Origin of the sequence: Nesterenkonia halobia, assembly GCF_039536005.1 — a bacterium.
GTDB lineage: Bacteria > Actinomycetota > Actinomycetes > Actinomycetales > Micrococcaceae > Nesterenkonia > Nesterenkonia halobia.
The window spans coordinates 76705-96512 of sequence record NZ_BAAAYG010000004.1; the positions used below are offsets into that span (position 1 = coordinate 76705).

Below are 19808 nucleotides of genomic sequence, written 5' to 3' on the forward strand. Positions count from 1 at the left end.
TTATCGCGATCGGGATGAACGCACTCGCAGTGTATGGCACCTCGTCAGAACTCGAGTCGGTCCCGGTCACGACAGCCGAAATCAACGAGGCCCGCACGCTCGACCTCGTCCGCCTCGGATTTGGTGCAAACCTGTTCTCCCTGCTCTATGGCGCACTCTCGGTCACACGAGATTTCGGGAACAACGTCGTAGGACGTGTCCGCCTCCATGCCGGCGGATCCGGCCGGCTCCTTGCGTCACGAGCCGTCGTGGTGGCTCCGGGCATGCTGGCATTTGGTCTCCTCGGTCCAGCAGCAGCCGTGCTGACAGCGTGGATCGTGCTTCCTTCATCGGGAGCAGAGTTCGCTTGGTCATCCAAGACAACTACTGTGACCGCGGGAATCGCAGTATCAACGGTATTCGCAGGTTACCTCGGCCAATTTGTCGCATGGCAGACCCGCAAGTCACTCATCACGGTCATCGGCCTTGTGGCATGGACGACGTTGTTGGAGTCCTACATCATCACGCTGGCCCCGACAGTGGGACGGATGCTGCCTGGCGGGCTCGGCATGGCCATGATGAAAGATACGGGAACGACAGATGAAATCCTGTCTGTCTCAAGCGGTTACGTAGGATATGTTCTTTGGCTGGCCGCACTATCGGTGCTTGCGCTCGTGCGGCTGCGTCGAACGGATCTGGTGGCATGACATCGGTAGACCCTTCTGGAGAGCGGCGGTGGCTCAGTCGCATCTCGCTGTCCGAACCGGATACCGATGGGCGCGTGATCGTCTCCACTGCTGAGGGTCCGGCCTTGCGCCTTCCCGCAGGCCTCGCTCCCATCATCCAAGCTGCACAGGATCATCCTGACCGCGATCCCACTGAGATCGCGAAAGACCTCGGAGTCACCGCTGACCAAGTACAGACCGTGCTAGATCGAGTCGGTGATACTCCCGCTGTCGCAGCCGCGCCCCGGAGGCCCCCGCGTGTGCAGTTCCGGCCACCCTTCACCGTGCAGTTCACGCTGTTCGACCCAAGCAAGCTCATTCACCCCGACAGTTTCGTGGTGCGGGTGCTTCGTGCACGAGCCACATGGCCTACCCTGATCACGGTCAACGGCATCGCGGCGGTACTTGTCGCCGTTCTCCTGATGAGCCCCTCGAGCACGCTCTCGGAGAGGCTTACAGTACCAAGCTACGGGTGGTTGCTCGCGGGGCTCCTACTGTCGGTCTTTATCCACGAATTCGCCCACGCAGCCACACTGATAGCCCATGGCGGCACCACGCACCGCATGGGGTTCATGTTCTTCTATCTGGTGCCGGCATTCTTCTGCGACGTGCGCGACATCTGGTCAGTCCCACCGCAAGCACGGGTCAGAGTGGCACTCGCGGGTGTGATGTCCCAAGGCGTCATCGCCGCGATCTGCGGCACTCTCGCACTGTTTACCCCACCTACCGTGGCGGGCACCCTCACCGTGCTGGCTGTCTTGAACATGCTCTACTGGATCTTCAACCTGATCCCGTTTGTGAAGTTCGACGGTTACGTGGCACTGGCGGGGCATCTCGACCGGCCCAATCTGCGTGAGCAGACGATGGCAGCCTTCCGTGATGCTGCGGCTGGTATGCTGTACGGACATCGACGCCGCGGCCCCTTTGTGGGCTGGGAGTGGACACTCTTTGGCGCCGCGTCGATGCTTTTCCCATTCGTCCTGATCCTTGGACTCGTACTGTCCGTCGGTAGGGTGCTTGCCTCCCTGGGTGTTGTGGCGATCTGGATCGAGTTGTCACTTGTGGCAACGTTGCTGGTATGGGCAGTCACTCGGATGTGGAAGCACGTGTGCGTGACATGGCGTAGTGGCACACCACGCGTTCAGCTGGCGACGGTGTGGACGATAGCTGTGGCTGCGATATTCGCCGCCGCCACACTCGTGCCGATTCCGCAGCAGCAGACCGGTGGGGTCTTCGTCGCCGGTGAGACTGCTCAGATCGGATCACTTGAACACGTCCCCGCTCATGCTGTGGGAAGCGTGGTCACAGTGCGAAACGCAGGGACTGTGCCGGGAGACGTGATCGGCTCGGCAACCGTCGACGGACCATCTGAACCCTGCACACTGCCCCTCGCCACCCTTGTCGCTGTGCAGGAATCGGACCTGTCGCTCGAGGGATACTGTGCACCGCTCTCCATTCCCGACCAGCCGCAGGAGCTGCGCGATGAAGTCCGAGCAGACCCCGGAACCGCTGAGATATCGCTACCATCGCGGAACCTGGTAGAACATGTAGTCGACCTGTGGCAGGCGGCGACATCATGAACCCTCATCGACGGCGCTTCTCCATCATCTGTCCCACCTATCAGAGTGGAGCATTGCTGGGCGAAACCATCGAAAGCGTCCAGCGCCAGAGCATGAGTGACTTCGAACTCCTCATCGGTGACGATGGTTCGTCTGACGGAACAGTGTCTCTGGCAGAGTCATACGCTGCCACCGATGAGCGAATCCACGTTCACCACTTCACGCACTCAGGTGACCCCGGTGTCGTTCGTTCACGCCTTGCTGAACTGGCAGGCGGCGAGAACATCGCCTATGTCGACCACGACGACGTGCTCCACACCGAGCACCTTGCAGTGCTCGACCGAGCAATCAGCGACGCCCACCCGGCGGCGGTCGCAGGAGTTCTCTACCGGTATGAAGATGTCGAAGAGCGATCCTTCTCACGCAGTGGCGAGTACTGGTCGCACGAGATCGCGGTGATCGATCCGGTAGCAGAACCATCCCGAGTGGGACACCGACGAAGCCTGTTCAAAGTTGCCACCTGGCGCCGCTCCCACGGTGGACTCGAAGACTGGGACCTGTGGTGGCGCCTTGCCGACAACGGTGTGCCATTCTCCATTCTTGACGCCGTCACTGTGACCGTGAGGATATACGGGGGGTCACGGCGAAATCGGCTCCGGCACCGGCCTGCCGCGGTGCTCGGGCACGCGACAGACGAGGCGCGTGCCAGGGAAATTGTGGCGACAATGCAGGATAACGCGTTCGAGCGATTCCAGCAGGACCTCGTGCAGTGGAGAGACGGGTCAGAGGCATTCGAATCGTCCTCTGCGATGCTGGAGCATGCAACGGGTACCCCACCGTCGTGGCTATCTCCGGATGCGATGCCGGGGGGACCACTCGGGTGGAATATCGGATTCTTCGCTCCAGTGGTCGACCGCGCGCACGCCACCAGCATCCTGGATGTGCTGATGAGAAGATTTCCACATGTGATAAATGGCGCGTTCGCCGATCTGCGGGACGCCGCCGAAACTGTGACCGACATCGAAGTTATAGACACACGTGTCGGGGAAAGGTTGTTTCGATGAGCGATGACGCAACGCAGGGTGACGGTGGACAGCAACCCTCAGACGGGGTGATCGGTCAGTCAGTCGACCGACTCCGGTTGTGGCTGGAAGGCGAGCAGGCGAATTCGAACTCGGTCGATGTACTCGTCGACGAGAATGCCGACCTTGAAAAGCTCACCGAGCTATCACTGGGAGATGCCAGCTGGGTTTTCGTGGAGGAATCTCAAGCGTCCGAGGCCGCTGACATCGGGGCTGCGCTGGTGCCCTACGGGGGACGTCTCGAGCCACTCGGCGGAGAGCTCTCGCTCTCGCCTGAAGTGCTCATCCAGACCGAGAGCTACGCCACCGCACCCTACGTATCCGTCTCGGTTCCCACCGCCTTCAGCGTCGTTGATGACGTTGATCTGTCGGCTCTTCGAACTGACGTGGAGAAGGCGCAGAACCGGGGAGAGTTCCCGGAGCATCTGACCCTACCGATCGCCACCGTGCTCGACGAGCGCTCCTGGCTGTCACCATTGCTGCCCCGCCGAACCCGAGCGACACGGCTTTTGGTGCGCGCCGATGGATCCGTGCTCGATGGCCCCTTCGGCAACCCGGTCGATTCTGATCTCACTCTGACTGAGCCAACGGAAGAACCCCATGACGATGCCGTCGCGATGGCTCGTTTCCTCGGCGCGGCAAAGGTCATCCGAGCCCTCCGCCCGCGATTGAACGCCACGATCTCGGTCGCTGGTTTCGGCCCTGACGCGGATGCCTCCGCCAGTGAGCGCACAGATGCGGTATTCGTCGCTGCCGCTGAAGACCATCAGTACGTCGTGAACCTCGAGAACCGTCGCGTCGACCGCGTACCGACCACTGTGGCGGAATTCGTCGAATCAGTCTTCAACGCGCCGGATGAGGCAGTCATCAACACGGAGGAACAGACCGTGCTCGATGCGCTGGGGCTTCAGGCAACGCTCAACACAGTGCGGGAAAGGACAGCCCAATGACGATCGGTGCCGAAGTGCCGACCCTGTATGACGGGCGAGGAGCATTGCTCTACGACCAGATCGTGGCGAATGATCGCTCGGAGTTGCGTGAGATTCTTGCCCGCATCGACCGTGGCCGTGACCGAGTACTGGAACTGGCGTGCGGCTCGGGCCGAGTGACTCTGCCCTTGCTGAGGGTCGCGTCCGAAGTGACCGCAGTCGATCTGTCCGCAGACCTGCTTGCACAGTTGCGCCTTCGCGCCGAAAACTCCCCGAACCTCGTCGCGGTCCACGGAGATGTCCTTGAATGGGAAGCTGAGGGCTGTTACGACAAAGTCGTGCTAGCCACCACCTCGATCAGTCTGTTCGACCGACAGCAGCGACAGAGGCTCTTGCAGCGTATTCGCCGCTGGCTGCGGCCCGACGGCGAACTGCTCATCAGTCTGCGAGTGCCGCATAGTCAGACGGACAACGAACAGCAGGTCGGTGAGAACCTGTGGCTGCGCGAAGAGTTCGACGACGACCATAAAACCCTCGCTGCAACTCTGCTGGAAACCACACCGGATGGCTCCGTCGGCACCTACTCGGTGACGACGCATCTGCTGAGCATGGACGACCTGCGCGAAGAGCTGGCCGAGGCCGGCCTTGACGTGGTCGCCGAGCAGGATGTCCTCGGTGCCGGTGCTGTACATGACGTCGGCGATTATCGGCTCCTGGCGGCCCGTCGCGTGCCCGTTTCGCGGTCGTTCGAGTTCTTCATCACTCCGAGAACCTGGGGTGATGTCGAGGCTGTTGCCGCGCAGGGAACGCGCATCACGTTCCGCGACGGCTCTGAGGCGATCTGCGCGATCAGCGGACTGTGGAACGCGAGTCTCGGGTACGGGAATGCCGCTATTGCCGATGCTATCCATCGCGCAAACCTGGAGGCCTCCGCACTTCCGATCTTCCGGCGCGGCTCAAGCTATGCGCGCGAAGCTGCCGAACGCCTGCTCGAATGGACCGGGTCCGATCGTTTCGGCTCGGTGTTCTACTCAACCTCGGGGAGTGCAGCACTAGACGCAGTTGTGAAGCTCTGTCGGCAGGTCACCAAGCTCAAGCACGGTCCGACGCGGCGACGCGTTGTGAGCCTGATCGGCAGCTATCACGGGATCACAAGTTCGTCGATGGCACTGAGCGGCGCGTATCTGTTCCAGGATGTCTACGACGTCGATGACAAGCTGCACATCAAGGTGCCATACGATGATCCAGAGGCTCTCGAGACGGTGATGAACCGTTATGGCGATCAGATCGCGGCGGTCATTGTTGAGCCCGTACTCGGTTCGGGCGCTCACCCCCTCAGCGACGCCATGCTTGAGGCCTTGCAACGAAACCGCATGCAGCACGGTTATATGCTGGTGGCTGACGAGGTCGCCACAGGCTTCTATCGCACCGGCACCCGATTCGCCAGTGATGTCTGGGCCGAATCGCCCGACATTCTCGTAAGCAGCAAGGCGCTCACCAACGGTACTTCCGCGGCGTCTGCCATCTTGGTCTCCGCAGAGGCGACGGCTGTACTTGATGATGCTGATCAAGTGTTCTGGCATGGGGAAACTCAGGCAGGATCGCCCCAGTCATGCGCGGCAATCGTGGCCACCATAGACGAGTTCGAGCGGCTCGACATCGCCACGAAAGTCACATCCCTCGCTGCTGAACTCGAGGCCGGGATTGACGCCATCGCGACCACGTCCGACAGGTTGTCGACGACGGGGCGGGGTGCAATGCGCGCCCTCCAAATTCGACACTTCGATGGCAGCCACCTCTCCAGTGACGAGGTGTTCGATCTGGTCAATCGGTGTCGCGCCGCTGGGGTTGTGGTCCAGCCATCTCCCTCGTCGATTCAGCTCATGCCGGCCCTCACAATGTCGAGCCCGGAGTTGCACGAAGCACTGCAGCGCGTGTCTGCCTGTGTGTCCGCCTACCTGGCGGAGTCCTCGTGAGAAGCACTCCGTTAGCGATGCGCGGTCCTGCCCCGAACCAGATCACCGGGACGGGTGCGCTGCAGGCAGCGACGACTCAATCCGCAGCCTCGCATCCAGTGCTGTTCATCGACTCCTCGGTCGTCGAGGCGGCAAACAGTGTGCTCTCGAGGTGCACAGGCATCCAGCCTGCCGCGCGCATCGTGGTCTCCGGCCCGATTGACTGGGACGCGGTCGAGGCTTTCGCGAGCACAGTGGTGGAAAGCGGAGCCGACTCGCTCATTGCCTTGGGCGGAGGAAACACCATGGACGCGGCAAAGCTCGCCGGCTGGTGCGCTGCGACACCGGGTGGGGCGAATGCTCTTCGTGCACGATCTCGTGTCGGGGGCCTCGTCATGGGAGCGCGAGACAGTATTTCACTGCCGCTGCTGTGTGTCCCCTCCACGGTGGGCACTGGTGCTGAGGTGTCGGCGGTCGCCTGCTGTGAGACCACACTGGACGACGACACTTACAAGTGCCTAGTGAGTTTTGAAGGGTCACCTGTCTCTGCCGCAGTCTACGAACCAGAGGTTCTCAATGTCCCAGCCTCGCTGCTTCACGCTGGGATCGCCGAAGCTTGGTTGCGTGTATTGGGTGCTTTTGTCGGTGCCGAATCCACAATCGCAGCAGCAGACGATGAGGCGCTCGCACTCATAAGGCGTATGGCCACTTTCGCCGAACAGGCACTTGAATGTCCTCGAAGTGGTAGCCCTGGGGTGCTGGATGTGGCTCTCACTAGTGCGACAAATCATACGGGATGGGCATTACAGGGGCGGGGCATGGCTCCATCGCCACTGTGGTTTGTGGCCAATGAACTGTCCATGTTGGTATCGGTCACCAAGATGGAAGCGATGGCAGCGCTAGTGGGCGGTTGGCTGACGCAGGTGGTGACAGTCGGCAGCGAATGGGGTGACCAGGAGCGATTGACCCGAGCCCTTCAAGCCTCCGGGGACATCACGATCGACCAAATCGTTGATCGCATGCAGCGACTTGTCGGCGGTGCGGTCCCCCCGTTCAGCGCGGCCCAACTTGCAGACAGGGTGATCGCACGATTCGGTGGCGGCAGACCATTGCCACGTCGACACACTGCCGAGAAGATCGCGCACATGGCGAAGGACGCAGCACTGTTTCAGGCTAGGGATGCTCATGCCGCACGTTGATGTGACCGCTACGTTAGATCCGTGTGCGGGCATCGCCCGGGACGTGCAGGTCATCGCCCCCGAGGGCGTGGATCGGCCGTTGTGGACTGTGGCGGTCGACGTTGGCATTGGCGATCGGCGAGATGATGAGGCACCACTGGACATCACCTGGGTCGGTGCAGCCGGGCTGCGACGAGCTGGCACCATGGTGCGCGCGGCCGGAGAGAGTATCGAGCGGGTGGCACTCTCTATGGAGGGGGACATGCTCGTCGATAAGGCAATGCCTTGGGCGCCTCGCGGCGCATCGTGGGCATCAGGCGCTGAATCAGACGATGCCCCTTCTTACCATGCCGTGACTCTTGCCGAAGGAGTCCGTGCACCCACCCGCGTTCCTGCCAGTGCCGTCGACTATCCCCCGGTGGGTGAATCGTCGTTCGTCGATCCAGGTCCTTCTGGCACGGCGGCGGGCCTTGGGCATGCGATGGCGTTGCAATCAGCCGCAAAGGAAACTGTCGAACGCGATGCTGCGATGCGTGCCTGGTACGAGCCACGTCGCGCGCACCGTATCCCGGCGCGGGTATGGCACGGCGCGGCGCCCGAGGTGCAACGGGTAGTTGATGCGTTGGGGAGCGAAGGCGTTGATGTCTCGTGCTTCACGCTTGACGCCGCGGGCGACGTCCAGGTTCTTCTCGCCCTTGCGATTGATCACGCCAATGGCGTCGTTGGGGCGGGGTTGGGGCTGGAGCCGCTTGCCTCACAGTCAGTGGTGCGCGCCGTACAGGAAGCGTTGCAGATTCGAACCCTCCTCATCGATCTCCGGCGGTACGGTGATACCGCGCAGGTGAGGTTTCCCATTGAGCGAGAGATTGACCGTGCACGCTACTGGTCTGGGCCTGAGGCTGTTCCGACGGCACTGCAGTGGGTGCAACAGACTGACGAATTCAGGGGCCCGTCGTTACGCACAGGTGGGGTGAACGACTGGGTCTCGCTGCTTGATACTTACACGTTCATTGACTTGACGGAGAGATTGCCTGAAAAGATCCGCGAGTTGGGTTGGTCCGTGGTGCGCCTCTTCAGTCCGACATTGCAACCACTACGTATGTCAGAGGCTCTCGGCTGGAACCTGGCTCAGAAAATCATCACGATTGCTCCGCACCCCTACATCTGATCGTGCACGGAGTGATGCAACCGTATTATTTCGACTTGCCCCGGAAATACGAGGAGCGTAGTGCTATGGAGAACGATCGGTTTCAGGTAGAGCTCGAGGAAAAGAGTATGTCGACTCTCACGCAGGTGCTGGTGGATAACGAGACCGGGGTGCGCTATTTGTTCCGACAAGTCGGCGCGGCAAGTGGCATGACCCTCCTCGTTGGTGAGGACGGCCTCCCCGCGTAGATCTCTTTGGAGGGTCTGCTGAAGGATTGGTCGACTCCGGGATTCAAACCGCCAGAGCGACACCTTCGGTGTAGGCGGTCTCGTACTCGACCGGAGTCAGTTTCCCAAGCCAGCGCTGACGACGGCGCCGGTGATAGGTCCGCTCGATCCAGTGGACGATCCGCCTGCGCAACTGCGCACGAGAATGTCTTCGTTGGCTGTCGAGGACGTTCTGCGCGATCGTCCGGACGAGCGGGACGGGCCACGGACCATGGAGGACATCGAGGCTCAGAGGCGCGACCAGGCGGAGGAAGCTCCCACGTATTCTGCCGACGAGTGGCCGGAGGCACCCTGAGGTGGAGTATCCCGACGGGGCTCGCCTGCGGGCTGGGCCTGGGGAGGCGCCCTCCCCAGGCCCAGCCCGAGAAGCCGTCAGCCGTTCTGACGCAGGAAGTCCTCGGCGCCGCCCACCAGCTCGGTGTGGCCCTGCTCGAGGCCCTCGCGGTTGACCTGCGCGGCGATCTCGGCGGCGAACTCCTCCACCGAGTAGAGCTTGCCGGCCTCTTCGCGCCGGGTCTCGATCGCGCCCGGCTCGGAGCGCTCGAGCAGCGTGGCGGTGATGGTGCCCTCGATCATGTCCGCCGAGACCACGGTCAGCGTGATGCCCTTCTCGTCCAGCTCCGGGATCAGCTCGCGGATCGCGTCCTCGCCGGCGCGCTTGGAGCGGGCCACCGGCTCGTAGGCGTCCATCGTCGCGGTCTGGTTGATGAAGTGCGCCTGGTGGCTGGTGACGAAGACGATCTGCGAGCCGGCCGGCATGACCTCCATGGCCGTGCGGGCCATGAGCACCTGGGCGTCCCGGTTGAGCTTCAGCGCGTAGTCCTCGCCGCGGTCGGACTCCATGCCGCCGGAGGCGTTGAGGATCAGCAGGTTCAGTGAGCCGAAGTTCTCCCGGGCGGCGTCGACCAGGGCCTGGGCGCCCTCGGCCTCGGTGATGTCGGCGCCGACGGCCACGGCCCGGCCGCTGGACTTCTGGATCTCGCCGACGATCTTGTTCGCCCGCGGGGCCTTCTGGCGGTAGTTGATGACGACGCCGGCGCCGCGGGCGGCGATCCGCTGCGCGGTGGCCGCGCCGATGCCGCGGGAGGAGCCGGTGATCACCGCGCCGGTGCCGGCGAGGTCCTGGGCCGTCTCGGAGGTCTGCTCAGTCATGGATATGTCCTTCGGATGAGGCGAACGGGGAGGTGCGGGGGAGCGGGCGCGATCAGTGGCCCATGCCGAGGCCGCCGTCGACCGGCACCACGGCGCCGGAGATGTAGGCGGCCTCCTCGGAGGACAGCCAGCGGACCACGCGGGCGACCTCCTCGGTCTCGGCGAAGCGTCCGGCCGGGATGGACTCCAGGTACTTCGCCTGGGTCTCCTCGTCCAGCGCGTCGGTCATGTCCGAGCGCACGAAGCCCGGGGCGACGACGTTGGCGGTGATGCCGCGGCCGCCGAGCTCGCGGGTCAGCGAGCGGGCCATGCCCACCAGGCCGGACTTCGAGGCGGCGTAGTTGATCTGGCCGGGGGAGCCGTAGAGGCCCACCACAGAGGAGATCAGCACCACGCGGCCGCGCTTGAGCTTCAGCATGCCCTTCGACGCGCGCTTGAGCACGCGGAAGGCGCCGCTGAGATTGGTGTCGACCACATCGGTGAAGTCCTCCTCGCCCATGCGCAGCAGCAGCGTGTCGCGGGTGATGCCCGCGTTGGCCACCAGCACCTCCACCGGCCCGTGAGCCGCCTCGACCTCCTTGAACGCGGCGTCGATCGAGGTGGAGTCGGTGACGTCGGCGGCGACGCCGAGCGCGCCCTCGGGCGCCTCGCCGCTGCGGGTGGTCACCGCGACCTTGTCGCCGTTCGCGAGGAACTCCTCGGCGATGGCGCGGCCGATGCCGCGGTTGCCGCCGGTGATCAGAACAGAGCGTGGACTCATGGGTCTCCCGTCGTCGCTGGGCCCGGGCGAGTCCCGGCGTCGTCGGGGCTCGACGACGCCCTCGCCCGGGTGGGGCATGATCAGCCTCCAGCCTATGCCAGCGCACCCGTCACCGTCGCGCCACATCGCCGGTGGCCGGCGGAGGCCGCCCAGTTCTCGGGCCCGCGCCGACGGGCACTAGAATGGGCAGGTGACCGAGCCCGTCCATTCCCTCACCGATGCCCCGCAGCGGCACAGTGAGGAGCAGCACGGCCGCATGGTGCGCTACGCGATCTCCATGGGCATCCGGATGGTGTGCTTCCTGGCCGCAGTGCTGGTGCAGAACTGGATGAGCTGGGTCTTCCTCGCCGCGGCCGCCGTGCTGCCCTATATCGCGGTGACGGTCGCCAACGCCGGCACCGACCGCTATCAGCACCATCGCACCGCCGGCGACGTCGATCCGGTCGCCGGGCTGGAGGCGGGCCGCCGCCAGGTCGCCGCCGAGGCCGCGCAGGACGGCCCGGCGGGGGACCCCGGCGAGGCGCCCGACGAGGACCACGACGAAGACGACGGCGACGACTACGACGACGACTCCGGGGCGCCGGACGAGGCTCCGGCCGCGGACGCGACGATCATCCCCGGCGAGATCGTCGCCGACGACGAGACCGGAGACATGACCGGAGACGAGACCGGAGAGGGGCGTGAGGATGGATCTGCTCAGTTCCCTGGGCGGGGACGGACCGCAGGGTCCTGAGAGCCCGCAGTGCTCGCGGAAGGGATGCCGGGCCGAGGCGGCCTGGCAGATCCTCTGGAACAACCCGAAGATCCACGACGAGCAGCGCCGCAAGATCTGGCTGGCCTGCGACGAGCACCGCAGCTGGCTGGAGGACTTCCTCCGGCAGCGGCTCTTCTGGCGCCGCACCGCCGACATGTCCGAGGATGTGGGGCCCGGGTGACCCGCCGGTATCGCTTCCTGCTCACCCCGCGCTGGCTGGGCTGGCTGGCGCTCTGCGTGCTCTTCGCCGTCGCCTGCTCCTTCCTGGCCCAGTGGCAGCTGGACCGTCGCGAGCAGGCCGTCGAGGAGATCGACCGGGTGGTGACGAACTACGACGCCGCCCCGGTGCGGTACGCCTCCGTGCGCGAGTCCTTCGTGGATCCGGCCGCCGACGACGAGTGGACGGTGGTCGAGATGACCGGCAGCTACCGTCCGCAGGACATGCGGCTGGCCCGCAACCGGTCCAACAGCGGGTCGGTCGGCTATGAGCAGCTGGTGCCGTTCGCCGTCGCCGGCACCGACGACGTCGTCGTCGTCAGCCGCGGCTGGCTGCCCACCGCCAGCGAGGACGGGTCGCAGCCGGCGAGCAACCCCGCTCCGCCGGAGGGCACGGTCGAGCTGACCGTGCGGCTGAAGCCCGGCGAGCCGGCCATCGACCGCGGAGCGCCCGACGGGCAGCTGGCCTCGATCGACCTCTCCGCCTACGCCGAGCAGATCGGCGTCGAGCTGATGCCCGGCGCCTACGGACGCATGGCCGAGGAGGATCCGGCCCCGGCGCAGGCGCCCGAGCAGCTGGCGCGGCCCAGCGTGGACGAGGGCCCGCATCTGTCCTACACGATGCAGTGGTACGCCTTCGGGGCGCTGGGGTTCATCGGCTGGGGCTACGCCGCGCGGCTGCATGCGCGCACCCGCGACGCCGAGGCGCTGGCCGCCGAGGAGGACGACCGCCACGCCGCCGTCGCCGCCCCGGCGCAGGAGCGGATGCAGCAGGCCCGGCGGCTGGAGCGGCTGCGTCGGGGCAAGCCCTCCGACGAGGATCTGGAGGACGCCGCCGTGGAGGACTCGCTCGTCGACCGCTGACGCCTCCGTCCGGTGGAGCCGCTCAGACGACGAGCAGCACGGCGGTGGGCCCGGCCAGCAGCGCCGCGGAGGCGAGCACCACGGCGACGACGGCCGTCCGTGGCAGCGCCGGCGGCGGGACGAGCAGCCGCTGCAGCCGGGCGGTGGTGATCACCGTGCCCCCGGCGCCGGGGGTGGCTCCCTGGGCGCGGCGCGCGGCCCCGGTGCCGGCGTCGTCCTCGCCGCTCTCCGACGAGCTCAGCGCCAGCGACCGCAGCAGCGCGGTGCGGCTGTGGCCGCGCAGCGCGCCGTCGTCGGCGAGCATCTCGGTCAGCTCCAGCACCGCCTCGCGTCCGTGGCGGGTAGTCGGCAGCCAGGGCAGCGCGCGGTACCAGGCGTCGAAGGCCATCGTCAGCAGGTGGTGGCGCTGCTGCAGATGCGTGCGCTCATGCGCGACGACGGCGGAGAGCTCCTCCGGGGCGAGCTGGTCGAGCAGCCCGCGGGAGACCACCGTCAGCGACCGCCCCGCGGTGCGCCCGGGCAGGCAGTAGGCCAGCGGCGCCTCATGCTCGATGACATGGGCGACGTCCTCGCCGAGCTCGGCGTGGGCCCCGGTCGCGCCGCTCTGCTCGGCCGGCGTCGAGAGCAGCCGGACCAGATCCCGGTGTCGGCGTCGGGAGGCGAGCACGCGCACATAGGTGCGCAGCAGCGTCAGCAGCAGATGCAGGCCCAGCAGCACCGCCAGGCAGAGCGCGAAGACATGGGTGGGATGCACGTGCAGGCCCACCAGGGCGGCGAAGTCTCCGGCCACGAGCAGCTCGAGCATCGTCGCCAGGGCGGTGTGCAGCGTCGCGCCGAAGGGACTGAGCCCGTAGACCAGCGGGGCGCCGATCAGCGAGAGGCCGCCCGCCAGGGCCACCGCCTGCCAGAGCAGCATGGCCGCCCAGGGGGTGCGCGTGCGGAAGCGCGCCCGGCTGATCAGCGGCGGCAGCACGACGGCGAGCACCGCCGCCAGGGCGGCGAGGAAGACGGCCAGCGGAATCACAGGGACAGTCTATGACCCGACGCCGGGCCTCATGGCCGGCCGACGCCGGCGCCGCCGGGCGTCGGGAGGCGACTCACTCGGAGTCCAGCAGGCGCCGCAGCGCGGCGGCCTCCGCGTCGGAGATGCCGCCGATGAAGCGTGCCAGCACGGCCTCGCGGTCCGAGGCGGTGCCGAGCACCTCGTTGAGCATCTCGACGGTGTGCTCCTCGCGGCTGGCGGTGGCCGAATAGCGGTGCGGACGGGTCGAACGCTCCCGGGCCACCATGGACTTCTTCTCCAGCCGGGAGAGCACCGTCAGCACTGTGGTCACGGCCAGATCCTCGTCGAGGCGGTCGCGGACCTCGTTGGCGCTGAGCGACTCGCCGCCGTCCCAGAGCAGGGTCATGACGGAGCGCTCGAGGTCTCCGAGAGTGGCCATGCGTGCTGTCCTCCAGATGTCAGGTGGTCGATCTCCACGATACTCCGCCACCGGCAGCTTTTCTACATGGAGTAGTAGGAGTGTGTCACATGCTGGACGGTCGACCTCGCCGCGCGGGAAGGGGCCGGGGTCACTGCGGAGCCGCGTCCGAGGCCGCGCCGCCGTCGCCGGCGTCGTCCGTGGCGGCCTGCGCGGCCGCCCGCAGCGTCGCCGCCCGGGCGAGGGCCTCGGGGCTGGAGGCGACGGCGTCGACGGCGGTCTCCAGCGGGGCGCCGGAGGCGTCGCGGCGGGCGGTCTCGCCGGGCAGCGCGCGGGCGGAGCCGTTCTTCGCCGCGCCGAGCGCCGGCCCCATGCCGGCCCAGCCCAGGGTGAGGCGGTCCTCGCCGCGCAGCAGCCGATGCGCGCGCACGCCGGCGGTGCCGCGGCCCTTGGCCGGGAACTCGCTGAGCTCGGTGACCTTCACCGAGCCGGATTCGAAGCCCTCCAGCGGCTCGTCGCCGGCGGCGACGGTGACCACCACAGGCGTGAAGCCGGCCAGCTGCTCGGCGGGGCCGCCCTCGCGGTCGGCCAGGGCGGCGCCGTCGACCACGGAGAAGCTGATGACGCGGTCGCCGTCGGCGAGCTTGATGCCGGCCATGCCGGCCGCCGAGCGCCCCTGCGGCCGGACCAGCGAGGCGTCGTAGTGCAGCAGCTGGGCCCCGGCGGTGAGGAAGACCAGCTGATCGTCGTCGGCGACTGCTGGCTGGACGCCGACGACGGCGTCGCCGTCCTTCAGCGAGATCGCCTCCCACTCGTCGCGGTTGAGCGGGTACTCCGGATTGACCCGCTTCACCCGCCCCTGGGCGGTGCCCAGAGCGAAGACCGCGTCCAGCGGCACGAAGCCGACCAGCTGCTCCTTCTTCGCCAGGCCCAGGAAGTCGGCCACCTTCACCCCCTGGTTCAGATTCACCTTCCCGGAGGCGACCTCCACCTGGGGCATGTCGACCACCGGGACGCGGATCATCCGTCCGGTCGAGGTCACCGCGCCGATCTCTCCGCGGGCGGAGGTGGGCACCATCGAGACCAGCGCGTCGTGCCGGCCCCGGCGGGCGGGGTGGAGCAGCGGCGACCGGTCGGCGGTGCGCGCCAGCCGCCCCGAGGTCGACAGCAGCGCCCAGCAGGGCGAGTCGGCGATCTGCAGCGAGCCGGCCGCCTCGTCCGGCGAGGTCGAGGGCGCCGGGGCCGGGGCCTCCAGCGCCTCGGACTCCAGCAGCCGGGTGCGGCGGTCGGCGGCGTGGCGCTCGGCGACCTCGTCCAGCTCGGAGGCGACCACCTCGCGCAGCCGCTGCTCGGAGTCCAGGATCGCGGACAGCTCGGCGATCTCCTCCTCCAGCCGCTGCTTCTCCTGCTCCAGCTCCAGCGTGGAGTAGCGGGTCAGCTGGCGCAGCCGCAGCTCCAGGATGTGGTCGGCCTGCGCCTCGGAGAGCTCGAAGACGGTCATCAGCCGGGTGCGCGCCGTCGCGGTGTCCTCGGCGTTGCGGATGATGGCGATGACGTCGTCGATGTCGACGATGGCGATCAGCAGGCCCTCGACCAGGTGCAGGCGCTGCTGCCGCCGGTCCAGCCGGTGGGCGGTGCGTCGGCGGACGACCGAGAGCCGGTGGTCGACGTAGACCTGCAGCATCTCGGCCAGGCCCATGGTCCGCGGCTGACCGTCGACCAGGGCGACGTTGTTGATCCCGAAGGAGTCCTCCATCGGGGTGAGCTTATAGAGCTGGGCGAGCACCGCCTGCGGATTGAACCCGGCCTTGAGCTCGATGATCATCCGCAGCCCGTGGGTGCGGTCGGTCAGATCCAGCACGTCGGAGATGCCGGCGAGCTTCTTGCTCTGCACCGCCTGCTTGATCTTCTCGATCACCTTCTCCGGGCCGATCATATAGGGCAGCTCGGTGACCACGATGCCGGTCTTCCGGGGCGAGACCTGCTCGATGGAGACCGAGGCGCGGGTCTTGAAGGAGCCGCGGCCGGTGGCGTAGGCGTCGCGGATCCCGTCGAGGCCGACGATGCGCCCGCCGGAGGGCAGATCCGGGCCGGGGATGAACTGCATCAGCTCGTCGAGGCCGGCGTCGGGGTTGAGCACCAGGTGCTTCGCGCCGGCGACGACCTCGCCCAGGTTGTGCGGGGCCATGTTGGTGGCCATCCCGACGGCGATGCCGGAGGTGCCGTTGACCAGCAGGTTGGGGAAGGCCGCCGGCAGCACAGTGGGCTGCTGCAGCTGGTTGTCGTAGTTGGGCTCGAAGTCGACGACGTCCTCGTCGAGGTCGGCGGTCATCGACAGCGCCGCCGCCGTCATCCGGGCCTCGGTGTAGCGCGGCGCGGCGGGCCCGTCGTCGAGCGAGCCGAAGTTGCCGTGGCCGTCGACCAGCGGCAGCCGCAGCGAGAAGGACTGCGCCAGCCGCACCAGCGCGTCGTAGATGGCCGCGTCGCCGTGGGGATGCAGCTTGCCCATGACCTCGCCGACGACGCGTGCGGACTTCACATGCCCCTTCTCCGGGCGCAGGCCCATCTGGGACATCATGTACAGGATGCGGCGCTGCACCGGCTTCATCCCGTCGCGGGCGTCGGGCAGCGCCCGGGAGTAGATCACCGAATAGGCGTACTCCAGGAACGAGGTCTCCATCTCCGACGAGACGTCGATGTCGACGATGCTGTCCTCGGGCGTGACCGGAGGCTGGTCCGAGGAGTTCGCGGAACGGGAGGCGGAGCTCGGTCGGCGGGCCATGGGGGCGTCTGCTGTCCTTCGCGGGGTCTGAGGCGTCGTCTGTCGGCGACGGGGTCGGCGGATCGTGACGGGCGTGTCCGCCGACGTCGTCGCTCCGCCGTCGCCTGCCCGGGAGGGAGCGTCGCGGCGGAGGACGCCGCAGGCGCCGCGCGGTCGGAACGGACGGCCGCGGCCCCGGGCATGGGTCGGCGGAGAGGAATCTCGTAGTGTTGATCCTATGGCCCAGGACAGCACATCCGTCGGATATCCGTCCCATTGGGAGGCGGATGTCGTGCTGCGCGACGGCGCGGCCGCCCATCTGCGCCCGATCGGCGCCGAGGACGCCGAGCGGCTGCAGCGGATGCACGCCGCCCAGTCGGAGTCCTCGATCTATCTGCGCTACTTCACCTACAAGTCCGCGCTGACGACGAAGGAGCTGGCCCACTTCACCGGAGTCGACCATCTCGGCCGGGTCGCGCTGGTCATCCTCCTCGACGAGCAGATCATCGGCGTCGGCCGCTACGACCGCATCGACGACACCGCCGAGGCCGAAGTCTCGTTCAACATCTCCGACGCCCATCAGGGCCGCGGGCTGGGCTCCATCCTGCTGGAGCACCTGGCCGCCGCCGGGCGCGAGCGCGGCATCGAGCGCTTCACCGCCGAAGTGCTGCCGGAGAACAGGAAGATGCTGGCGGTGTTCACCGAGGCCGGCTACGAGGTCTCGCGCCGCTTCGAGGACGGCGTGGTCGCGCTGACCTTCCCGATCGATCCCACCGAACGCTCGCGGGCCGTCATGGAGTCCCGCGAGCACCGCGCCGAGGCGCGCAGCGTCGCCGAGCTGACGGCCCCGGCGCACGTCGCCGTCGTCGGCGCCTCGAGGCAGCCGGGGACGCCGGGCCACCAGGTGCTGCAGAACCTCGTCGAGGGGCGCTTCACCGGCGGCGTGCACGCGATCAACCCGGAGGCCTTCGAAGTCGGCGGCACCACGGCCCACGCCTCGCTGGGCGAGCTGAAGCAGCCGATCGACCTCGCCGTGGTCTGCGTGCCGGCCGCGCAGCTGCCCGCCGTCGTCGCCGACTGCGGCCGTCACGGGGTCAAGGGCCTGGTGGTGATCACCGACGGGCTGGACGCCGTCGCCCGCGACGCCGACGGAGAGACCGGGGAGACCGTCGAGGTCGGGGAGTCCGGAGCCCGTTCCGACGGCGTCGCCGGCTTCGACCAGCGCGCCCTGGTCCGGCTGGCGCGCCGCTGGGGGATGCGGGTGATCGGCCCCGCCTCGGTCGGACTCATCCGCACCGACCCCGACGTCTCGCTGAACGCCTCGCTCTCGCCGCAGATGCCGCTGCGCGGCGGCGTGGGGCTGTTCAGCCAGTCCGCCCCGCTGGGCATCTCGCTGCACGCCGCCGCCCACCGGCGCGGCGTCGGCGTCTCCACGGTGATCTCGGCCGGCAGCCGCGCCGACCTCTCCGGCAACGACGCCATGCAGCACTTCGAGGACGACCCCGCCACCCGCGCCGTCGGGCTGTCGCTGGAGTCGCTGGGCAACCCGCGGAAGTTCTCGCGGATCGCGAGACGGCTGTCGCTGAGCAAACCGGTGGTCGTGGCGACCTCCGGGGTGATGGGCCGCAGCCTGCCCCCGGGACACGATGTGCGCACCACGCGGGCGCCCGCCGGGGCGGTGGACTCGATGCTCGAGCAGTCGGGAGTCATCCCGGTGGGCAACCACGACTCGCTGATGGACGTGCTGCAGGTGCTGGCCACCCAGCCGCTGCCCGTCGGCGGACGGCTCGGAGTGCTGGCGGATTCGCCGGCGATGGCCGCCGCGCTCGCCGACGCCGCCGCACGGCACGGGCTGGATCCGGTGCGCTCCGACGGCGACCTGGCCCTGGACGGCACCCGCGGCCAGCCTGAGGAGGCCATGGCCGCGGCGTTGGAGGCGATGCTGGACGACGAGGACGTCGACGCCGTCGCCGTCTGCCGGCAGCCTGGACTCGACGGCACGCACCGCGACCTCACCGCGACGATCGCCGCCGCCGCCCGCCGACATCCCAAGCCGGTGGTCCTCTCCTCGATCGGCGTGCTGGATCCGCAGGCGCCGCTGAACCTGCTGGCCGGCGCGGCGCCGGTGCTGGAGACCGGCGCGCTGCAGCAGGGGCTTCCGGTGTTCTCCTCGCCGGAGCGTTCCGTCGCCGCGCTGGGCAAGATCGTCGAGTATCAGCGGTGGCGACGGCGCGGCATCGGCGAGACCTGGGTGCCGCAGGGACTCGAGGGCTCCACAGTCCGTCGGGCGGCCGACGAGCTGCTCGACGGCCAGCTGGCCGAGGCCGGCGGCGGGCCGCGGCTGCATCGGCTGGATCCCGCGCAGACCGCCGAGCTGCTGGGACTCTACGGGCTGGAGGTCATGGAGTCGGTGCCCTTCCGCACGGCGGACGAGGCCGTGGCCGCCGCCGAGCGGCTCGGCTACCCGGTGGCCGTCAAGGCGACCACCGACGCGCTGCGCCACCGCCTGGACCTGGGCGGAGTGCGGCTGAGCATCACCGACGCGGCGATGCTGCGCCGGACCGCGGCGGACATGCGCGAGCAGCTGGCCCGCTACGGAGACCCGGGGCTCGAGGTCCAGGCCATGGCGCCGGCGGGGCAGGGCTGCATGGTCAGCGCGCTGGAGGATCCGCTGATGGGTCCGGTGGTCTCCTTCGGCCTCTCCGGCGATGCGGTGGAGCTGCTCGACGACTGGGCCCATGCCGTGCCCCCGCTGACCGACCAGGACGTCGCCGACCTGGTCCGTCGCCCGCGGGCGGCCCGGCGGCTGCTCGGCCACCGCGGCCTGCCGGCGGTGGACCTGGCCGCCGTCGAGGATGCCCTCCAGCGGGTGGCGATCCTGAAGGACGAGCACCCGCAGGTCGCCTCGCTGCAGCTGGCCCCGCTGCTGGCCGGCCCGCACGGGGTGCGCATCCTGCACGCGACAGTGGACATCGCCGACCCGCAGCAGCGCACCGACTCGGCGCGGCGGGCGATCAGCCGCCGGTGAGTCGCCCGGTG

17 protein-coding genes and 1 pseudogene are annotated in these 19808 nt (G+C 67.7%); 12 read left to right on the plus strand and 6 right to left on the minus strand.

Translation table 11 applies throughout. The features are described 5' to 3' along the window. Window positions 1-14: 14 nt before the first annotated feature. The 8 genes from ABD652_RS05985 to ABD652_RS06020 all read left to right on the plus strand — a co-directional run bounded on the left by ABD652_RS05985 (window position 15) and on the right by ABD652_RS06020 (window position 8802). The gene (locus ABD652_RS05985) at window positions 15-686 is read left to right on the plus strand and encodes a hypothetical protein (RefSeq protein ID WP_344719235.1); all 672 of its coding nucleotides are present in this window, start codon (window positions 15-17) and stop codon (window positions 684-686) included. Beyond that, complete coding sequence (gene mpaP, locus ABD652_RS05990) at window positions 683-2284, plus strand: daptide biosynthesis intramembrane metalloprotease (protein WP_344719237.1); 1602 nt, start codon at window positions 683-685, stop codon at window positions 2282-2284. Before ABD652_RS05985 ends, mpaP begins: the two co-directional genes overlap by 4 nt. Beyond that, window positions 2263-3327 (plus strand): glycosyltransferase family 2 protein, encoded by a 1065-nt coding sequence (locus ABD652_RS05995; RefSeq protein ID WP_344719239.1) that lies wholly within the window; start codon window positions 2263-2265, stop codon window positions 3325-3327. The genes mpaP and ABD652_RS05995 overlap by 22 nt, the downstream gene beginning before the upstream one ends. Then, complete coding sequence (locus tag ABD652_RS06000) at window positions 3324-4295, plus strand: hypothetical protein (protein ID WP_344719241.1); 972 nt, start codon at window positions 3324-3326, stop codon at window positions 4293-4295. The genes ABD652_RS05995 and ABD652_RS06000 overlap by 4 nt, the downstream gene beginning before the upstream one ends. Further along, complete coding sequence (gene mpaD / locus ABD652_RS06005) at window positions 4292-6250, plus strand: daptide-type RiPP biosynthesis aminotransferase (RefSeq protein WP_344719243.1); 1959 nt, start codon at window positions 4292-4294, stop codon at window positions 6248-6250. Before ABD652_RS06000 ends, mpaD begins: the two co-directional genes overlap by 4 nt. 17 nt (window positions 6251-6267) lie before the next feature. Then, window positions 6268-7428, plus strand: a complete 1161-nt coding sequence (locus ABD652_RS06010; protein WP_344719428.1) for an iron-containing alcohol dehydrogenase — start codon at window positions 6268-6270, stop codon at window positions 7426-7428. Next, window positions 7415-8575 carry a YcaO-like family protein gene (locus tag ABD652_RS06015; RefSeq protein WP_344719245.1) on the plus strand — a complete coding sequence of 387 codons (1161 nt, stop codon included), beginning with the start codon at window positions 7415-7417 and terminating at the stop codon, window positions 8573-8575. The genes ABD652_RS06010 and ABD652_RS06015 overlap by 14 nt, the downstream gene beginning before the upstream one ends. Window positions 8576-8640: 65 nt before the next feature. Further along, window positions 8641-8802 carry a DUF6440 family protein gene (locus ABD652_RS06020; RefSeq protein ID WP_344719247.1) on the plus strand — a complete coding sequence of 54 codons (162 nt, stop codon included), beginning with the start codon at window positions 8641-8643 and terminating at the stop codon, window positions 8800-8802. A gap of 43 nt (window positions 8803-8845) precedes the next feature. Here ABD652_RS06020 and ABD652_RS06025 read toward each other — a convergent pair. From ABD652_RS06025 to fabG, 3 genes and pseudogenes are all read right to left on the minus strand, one after another. Continuing rightward, window positions 8846-9022 (minus strand): annotated as a pseudogene (locus ABD652_RS06025) (IS3-like element ISAar45 family transposase); the annotation flags it as partial. 191 nt (window positions 9023-9213) lie between these two features. After that, window positions 9214-9993, minus strand: a complete 780-nt coding sequence (locus ABD652_RS06030) for an SDR family oxidoreductase (RefSeq protein WP_344719249.1) — start codon at window positions 9991-9993, stop codon at window positions 9214-9216. 52 nt (window positions 9994-10045) lie between these two features. Further along, window positions 10046-10753 carry a 3-oxoacyl-ACP reductase FabG gene (fabG, locus tag ABD652_RS06035; protein ID WP_344719251.1) on the minus strand — a complete coding sequence of 236 codons (708 nt, stop codon included), beginning with the start codon at window positions 10751-10753 and terminating at the stop codon, window positions 10046-10048. 190 nt (window positions 10754-10943) lie between these two features. On the opposite strand from fabG, the gene ABD652_RS06040 reads away from it, so the two are divergent. From ABD652_RS06040 to ABD652_RS06050, 3 genes are read left to right on the plus strand one after another with little or no spacing between them, the layout of a single operon-like run. Beyond that, on the plus strand, window positions 10944-11486 hold the full coding sequence (locus tag ABD652_RS06040) for a DUF3099 domain-containing protein (RefSeq protein ID WP_344719254.1): 543 nt from the start codon (window positions 10944-10946) through the stop codon (window positions 11484-11486). After that, window positions 11440-11688: a hypothetical protein gene (locus ABD652_RS06045; protein ID WP_010524495.1), complete on the plus strand. Its 249-nt coding sequence runs from the start codon at window positions 11440-11442 to the stop codon at window positions 11686-11688. The genes ABD652_RS06040 and ABD652_RS06045 overlap by 47 nt, the downstream gene beginning before the upstream one ends. Beyond that, on the plus strand, window positions 11685-12587 hold the full coding sequence (locus ABD652_RS06050; RefSeq protein ID WP_344719259.1) for an SURF1 family cytochrome oxidase biogenesis protein: 903 nt from the start codon (window positions 11685-11687) through the stop codon (window positions 12585-12587). Before ABD652_RS06045 ends, ABD652_RS06050 begins: the two co-directional genes overlap by 4 nt. A 22-nt stretch (window positions 12588-12609) precedes the next feature. On the opposite strand, the gene ABD652_RS06055 is transcribed toward ABD652_RS06050, so the two are convergent. From ABD652_RS06055 to ABD652_RS06065, 3 genes are all read right to left on the minus strand, one after another. Beyond that, entirely contained in the window at window positions 12610-13611 is a 1002-nt protein-coding gene (locus tag ABD652_RS06055; protein WP_344719261.1) for a M56 family metallopeptidase, read from the minus strand. A 73-nt stretch (window positions 13612-13684) separates the two neighbouring features. Continuing rightward, complete coding sequence (locus ABD652_RS06060) at window positions 13685-14029, minus strand: BlaI/MecI/CopY family transcriptional regulator (RefSeq protein WP_344719263.1); 345 nt, start codon at window positions 14027-14029, stop codon at window positions 13685-13687. A gap of 130 nt (window positions 14030-14159) precedes the next feature. Then, window positions 14160-16790 carry a DNA gyrase/topoisomerase IV subunit A gene (locus tag ABD652_RS06065; protein WP_344719265.1) on the minus strand — a complete coding sequence of 877 codons (2631 nt, stop codon included), beginning with the start codon at window positions 16788-16790 and terminating at the stop codon, window positions 14160-14162. Window positions 16791-17007: 217 nt separating this feature from the next. On the opposite strand from ABD652_RS06065, the gene ABD652_RS06070 reads away from it, so the two are divergent. Further along, on the plus strand, window positions 17008-19797 hold the full coding sequence (locus tag ABD652_RS06070; RefSeq protein WP_344719267.1) for a bifunctional acetate--CoA ligase family protein/GNAT family N-acetyltransferase: 2790 nt from the start codon (window positions 17008-17010) through the stop codon (window positions 19795-19797). Window positions 19798-19808 lie beyond the last annotated feature (11 nt).

Excerpts from the sequence above, each read along its gene's own strand:
- ABD652_RS06065 (WP_344719265.1), bottom strand. The coding sequence starts at position 16,790 with ATGGCCCGCCGACCGAGCTCCGCCTCCCGTTCCGCGAACTCCTCGGAC.
- ABD652_RS06030 (WP_344719249.1), bottom strand. The coding sequence starts at position 9,993 with ATGACTGAGCAGACCTCCGAGACGGCCCAGGACCTCGCCGGCACCGGC.
- mpaD (WP_344719243.1), top strand. The coding sequence starts at position 4,292 with ATGACGATCGGTGCCGAAGTGCCGACCCTGTATGACGGGCGAGGAGCA.
- ABD652_RS06045 (WP_010524495.1), top strand. The coding sequence starts at position 11,440 with ATGGATCTGCTCAGTTCCCTGGGCGGGGACGGACCGCAGGGTCCTGAG.
- ABD652_RS06015 (WP_344719245.1), top strand. The coding sequence starts at position 7,415 with ATGCCGCACGTTGATGTGACCGCTACGTTAGATCCGTGTGCGGGCATC.
- ABD652_RS06070 (WP_344719267.1), top strand. The coding sequence starts at position 17,008 with ATGGCCCAGGACAGCACATCCGTCGGATATCCGTCCCATTGGGAGGCG.
- fabG (WP_344719251.1), bottom strand. The coding sequence starts at position 10,753 with ATGAGTCCACGCTCTGTTCTGATCACCGGCGGCAACCGCGGCATCGGC.
- ABD652_RS06020 (WP_344719247.1), top strand. The coding sequence starts at position 8,641 with ATGGAGAACGATCGGTTTCAGGTAGAGCTCGAGGAAAAGAGTATGTCG.
- ABD652_RS06060 (WP_344719263.1), bottom strand. The coding sequence starts at position 14,029 with ATGGCCACTCTCGGAGACCTCGAGCGCTCCGTCATGACCCTGCTCTGG.
- ABD652_RS06010 (WP_344719428.1), top strand. The coding sequence starts at position 6,268 with ATGCGCGGTCCTGCCCCGAACCAGATCACCGGGACGGGTGCGCTGCAG.
- ABD652_RS05985 (WP_344719235.1), top strand. The coding sequence starts at position 15 with ATGAACGCACTCGCAGTGTATGGCACCTCGTCAGAACTCGAGTCGGTC.
- ABD652_RS06000 (WP_344719241.1), top strand. The coding sequence starts at position 3,324 with ATGAGCGATGACGCAACGCAGGGTGACGGTGGACAGCAACCCTCAGAC.
- mpaP (WP_344719237.1), top strand. The coding sequence starts at position 683 with ATGACATCGGTAGACCCTTCTGGAGAGCGGCGGTGGCTCAGTCGCATC.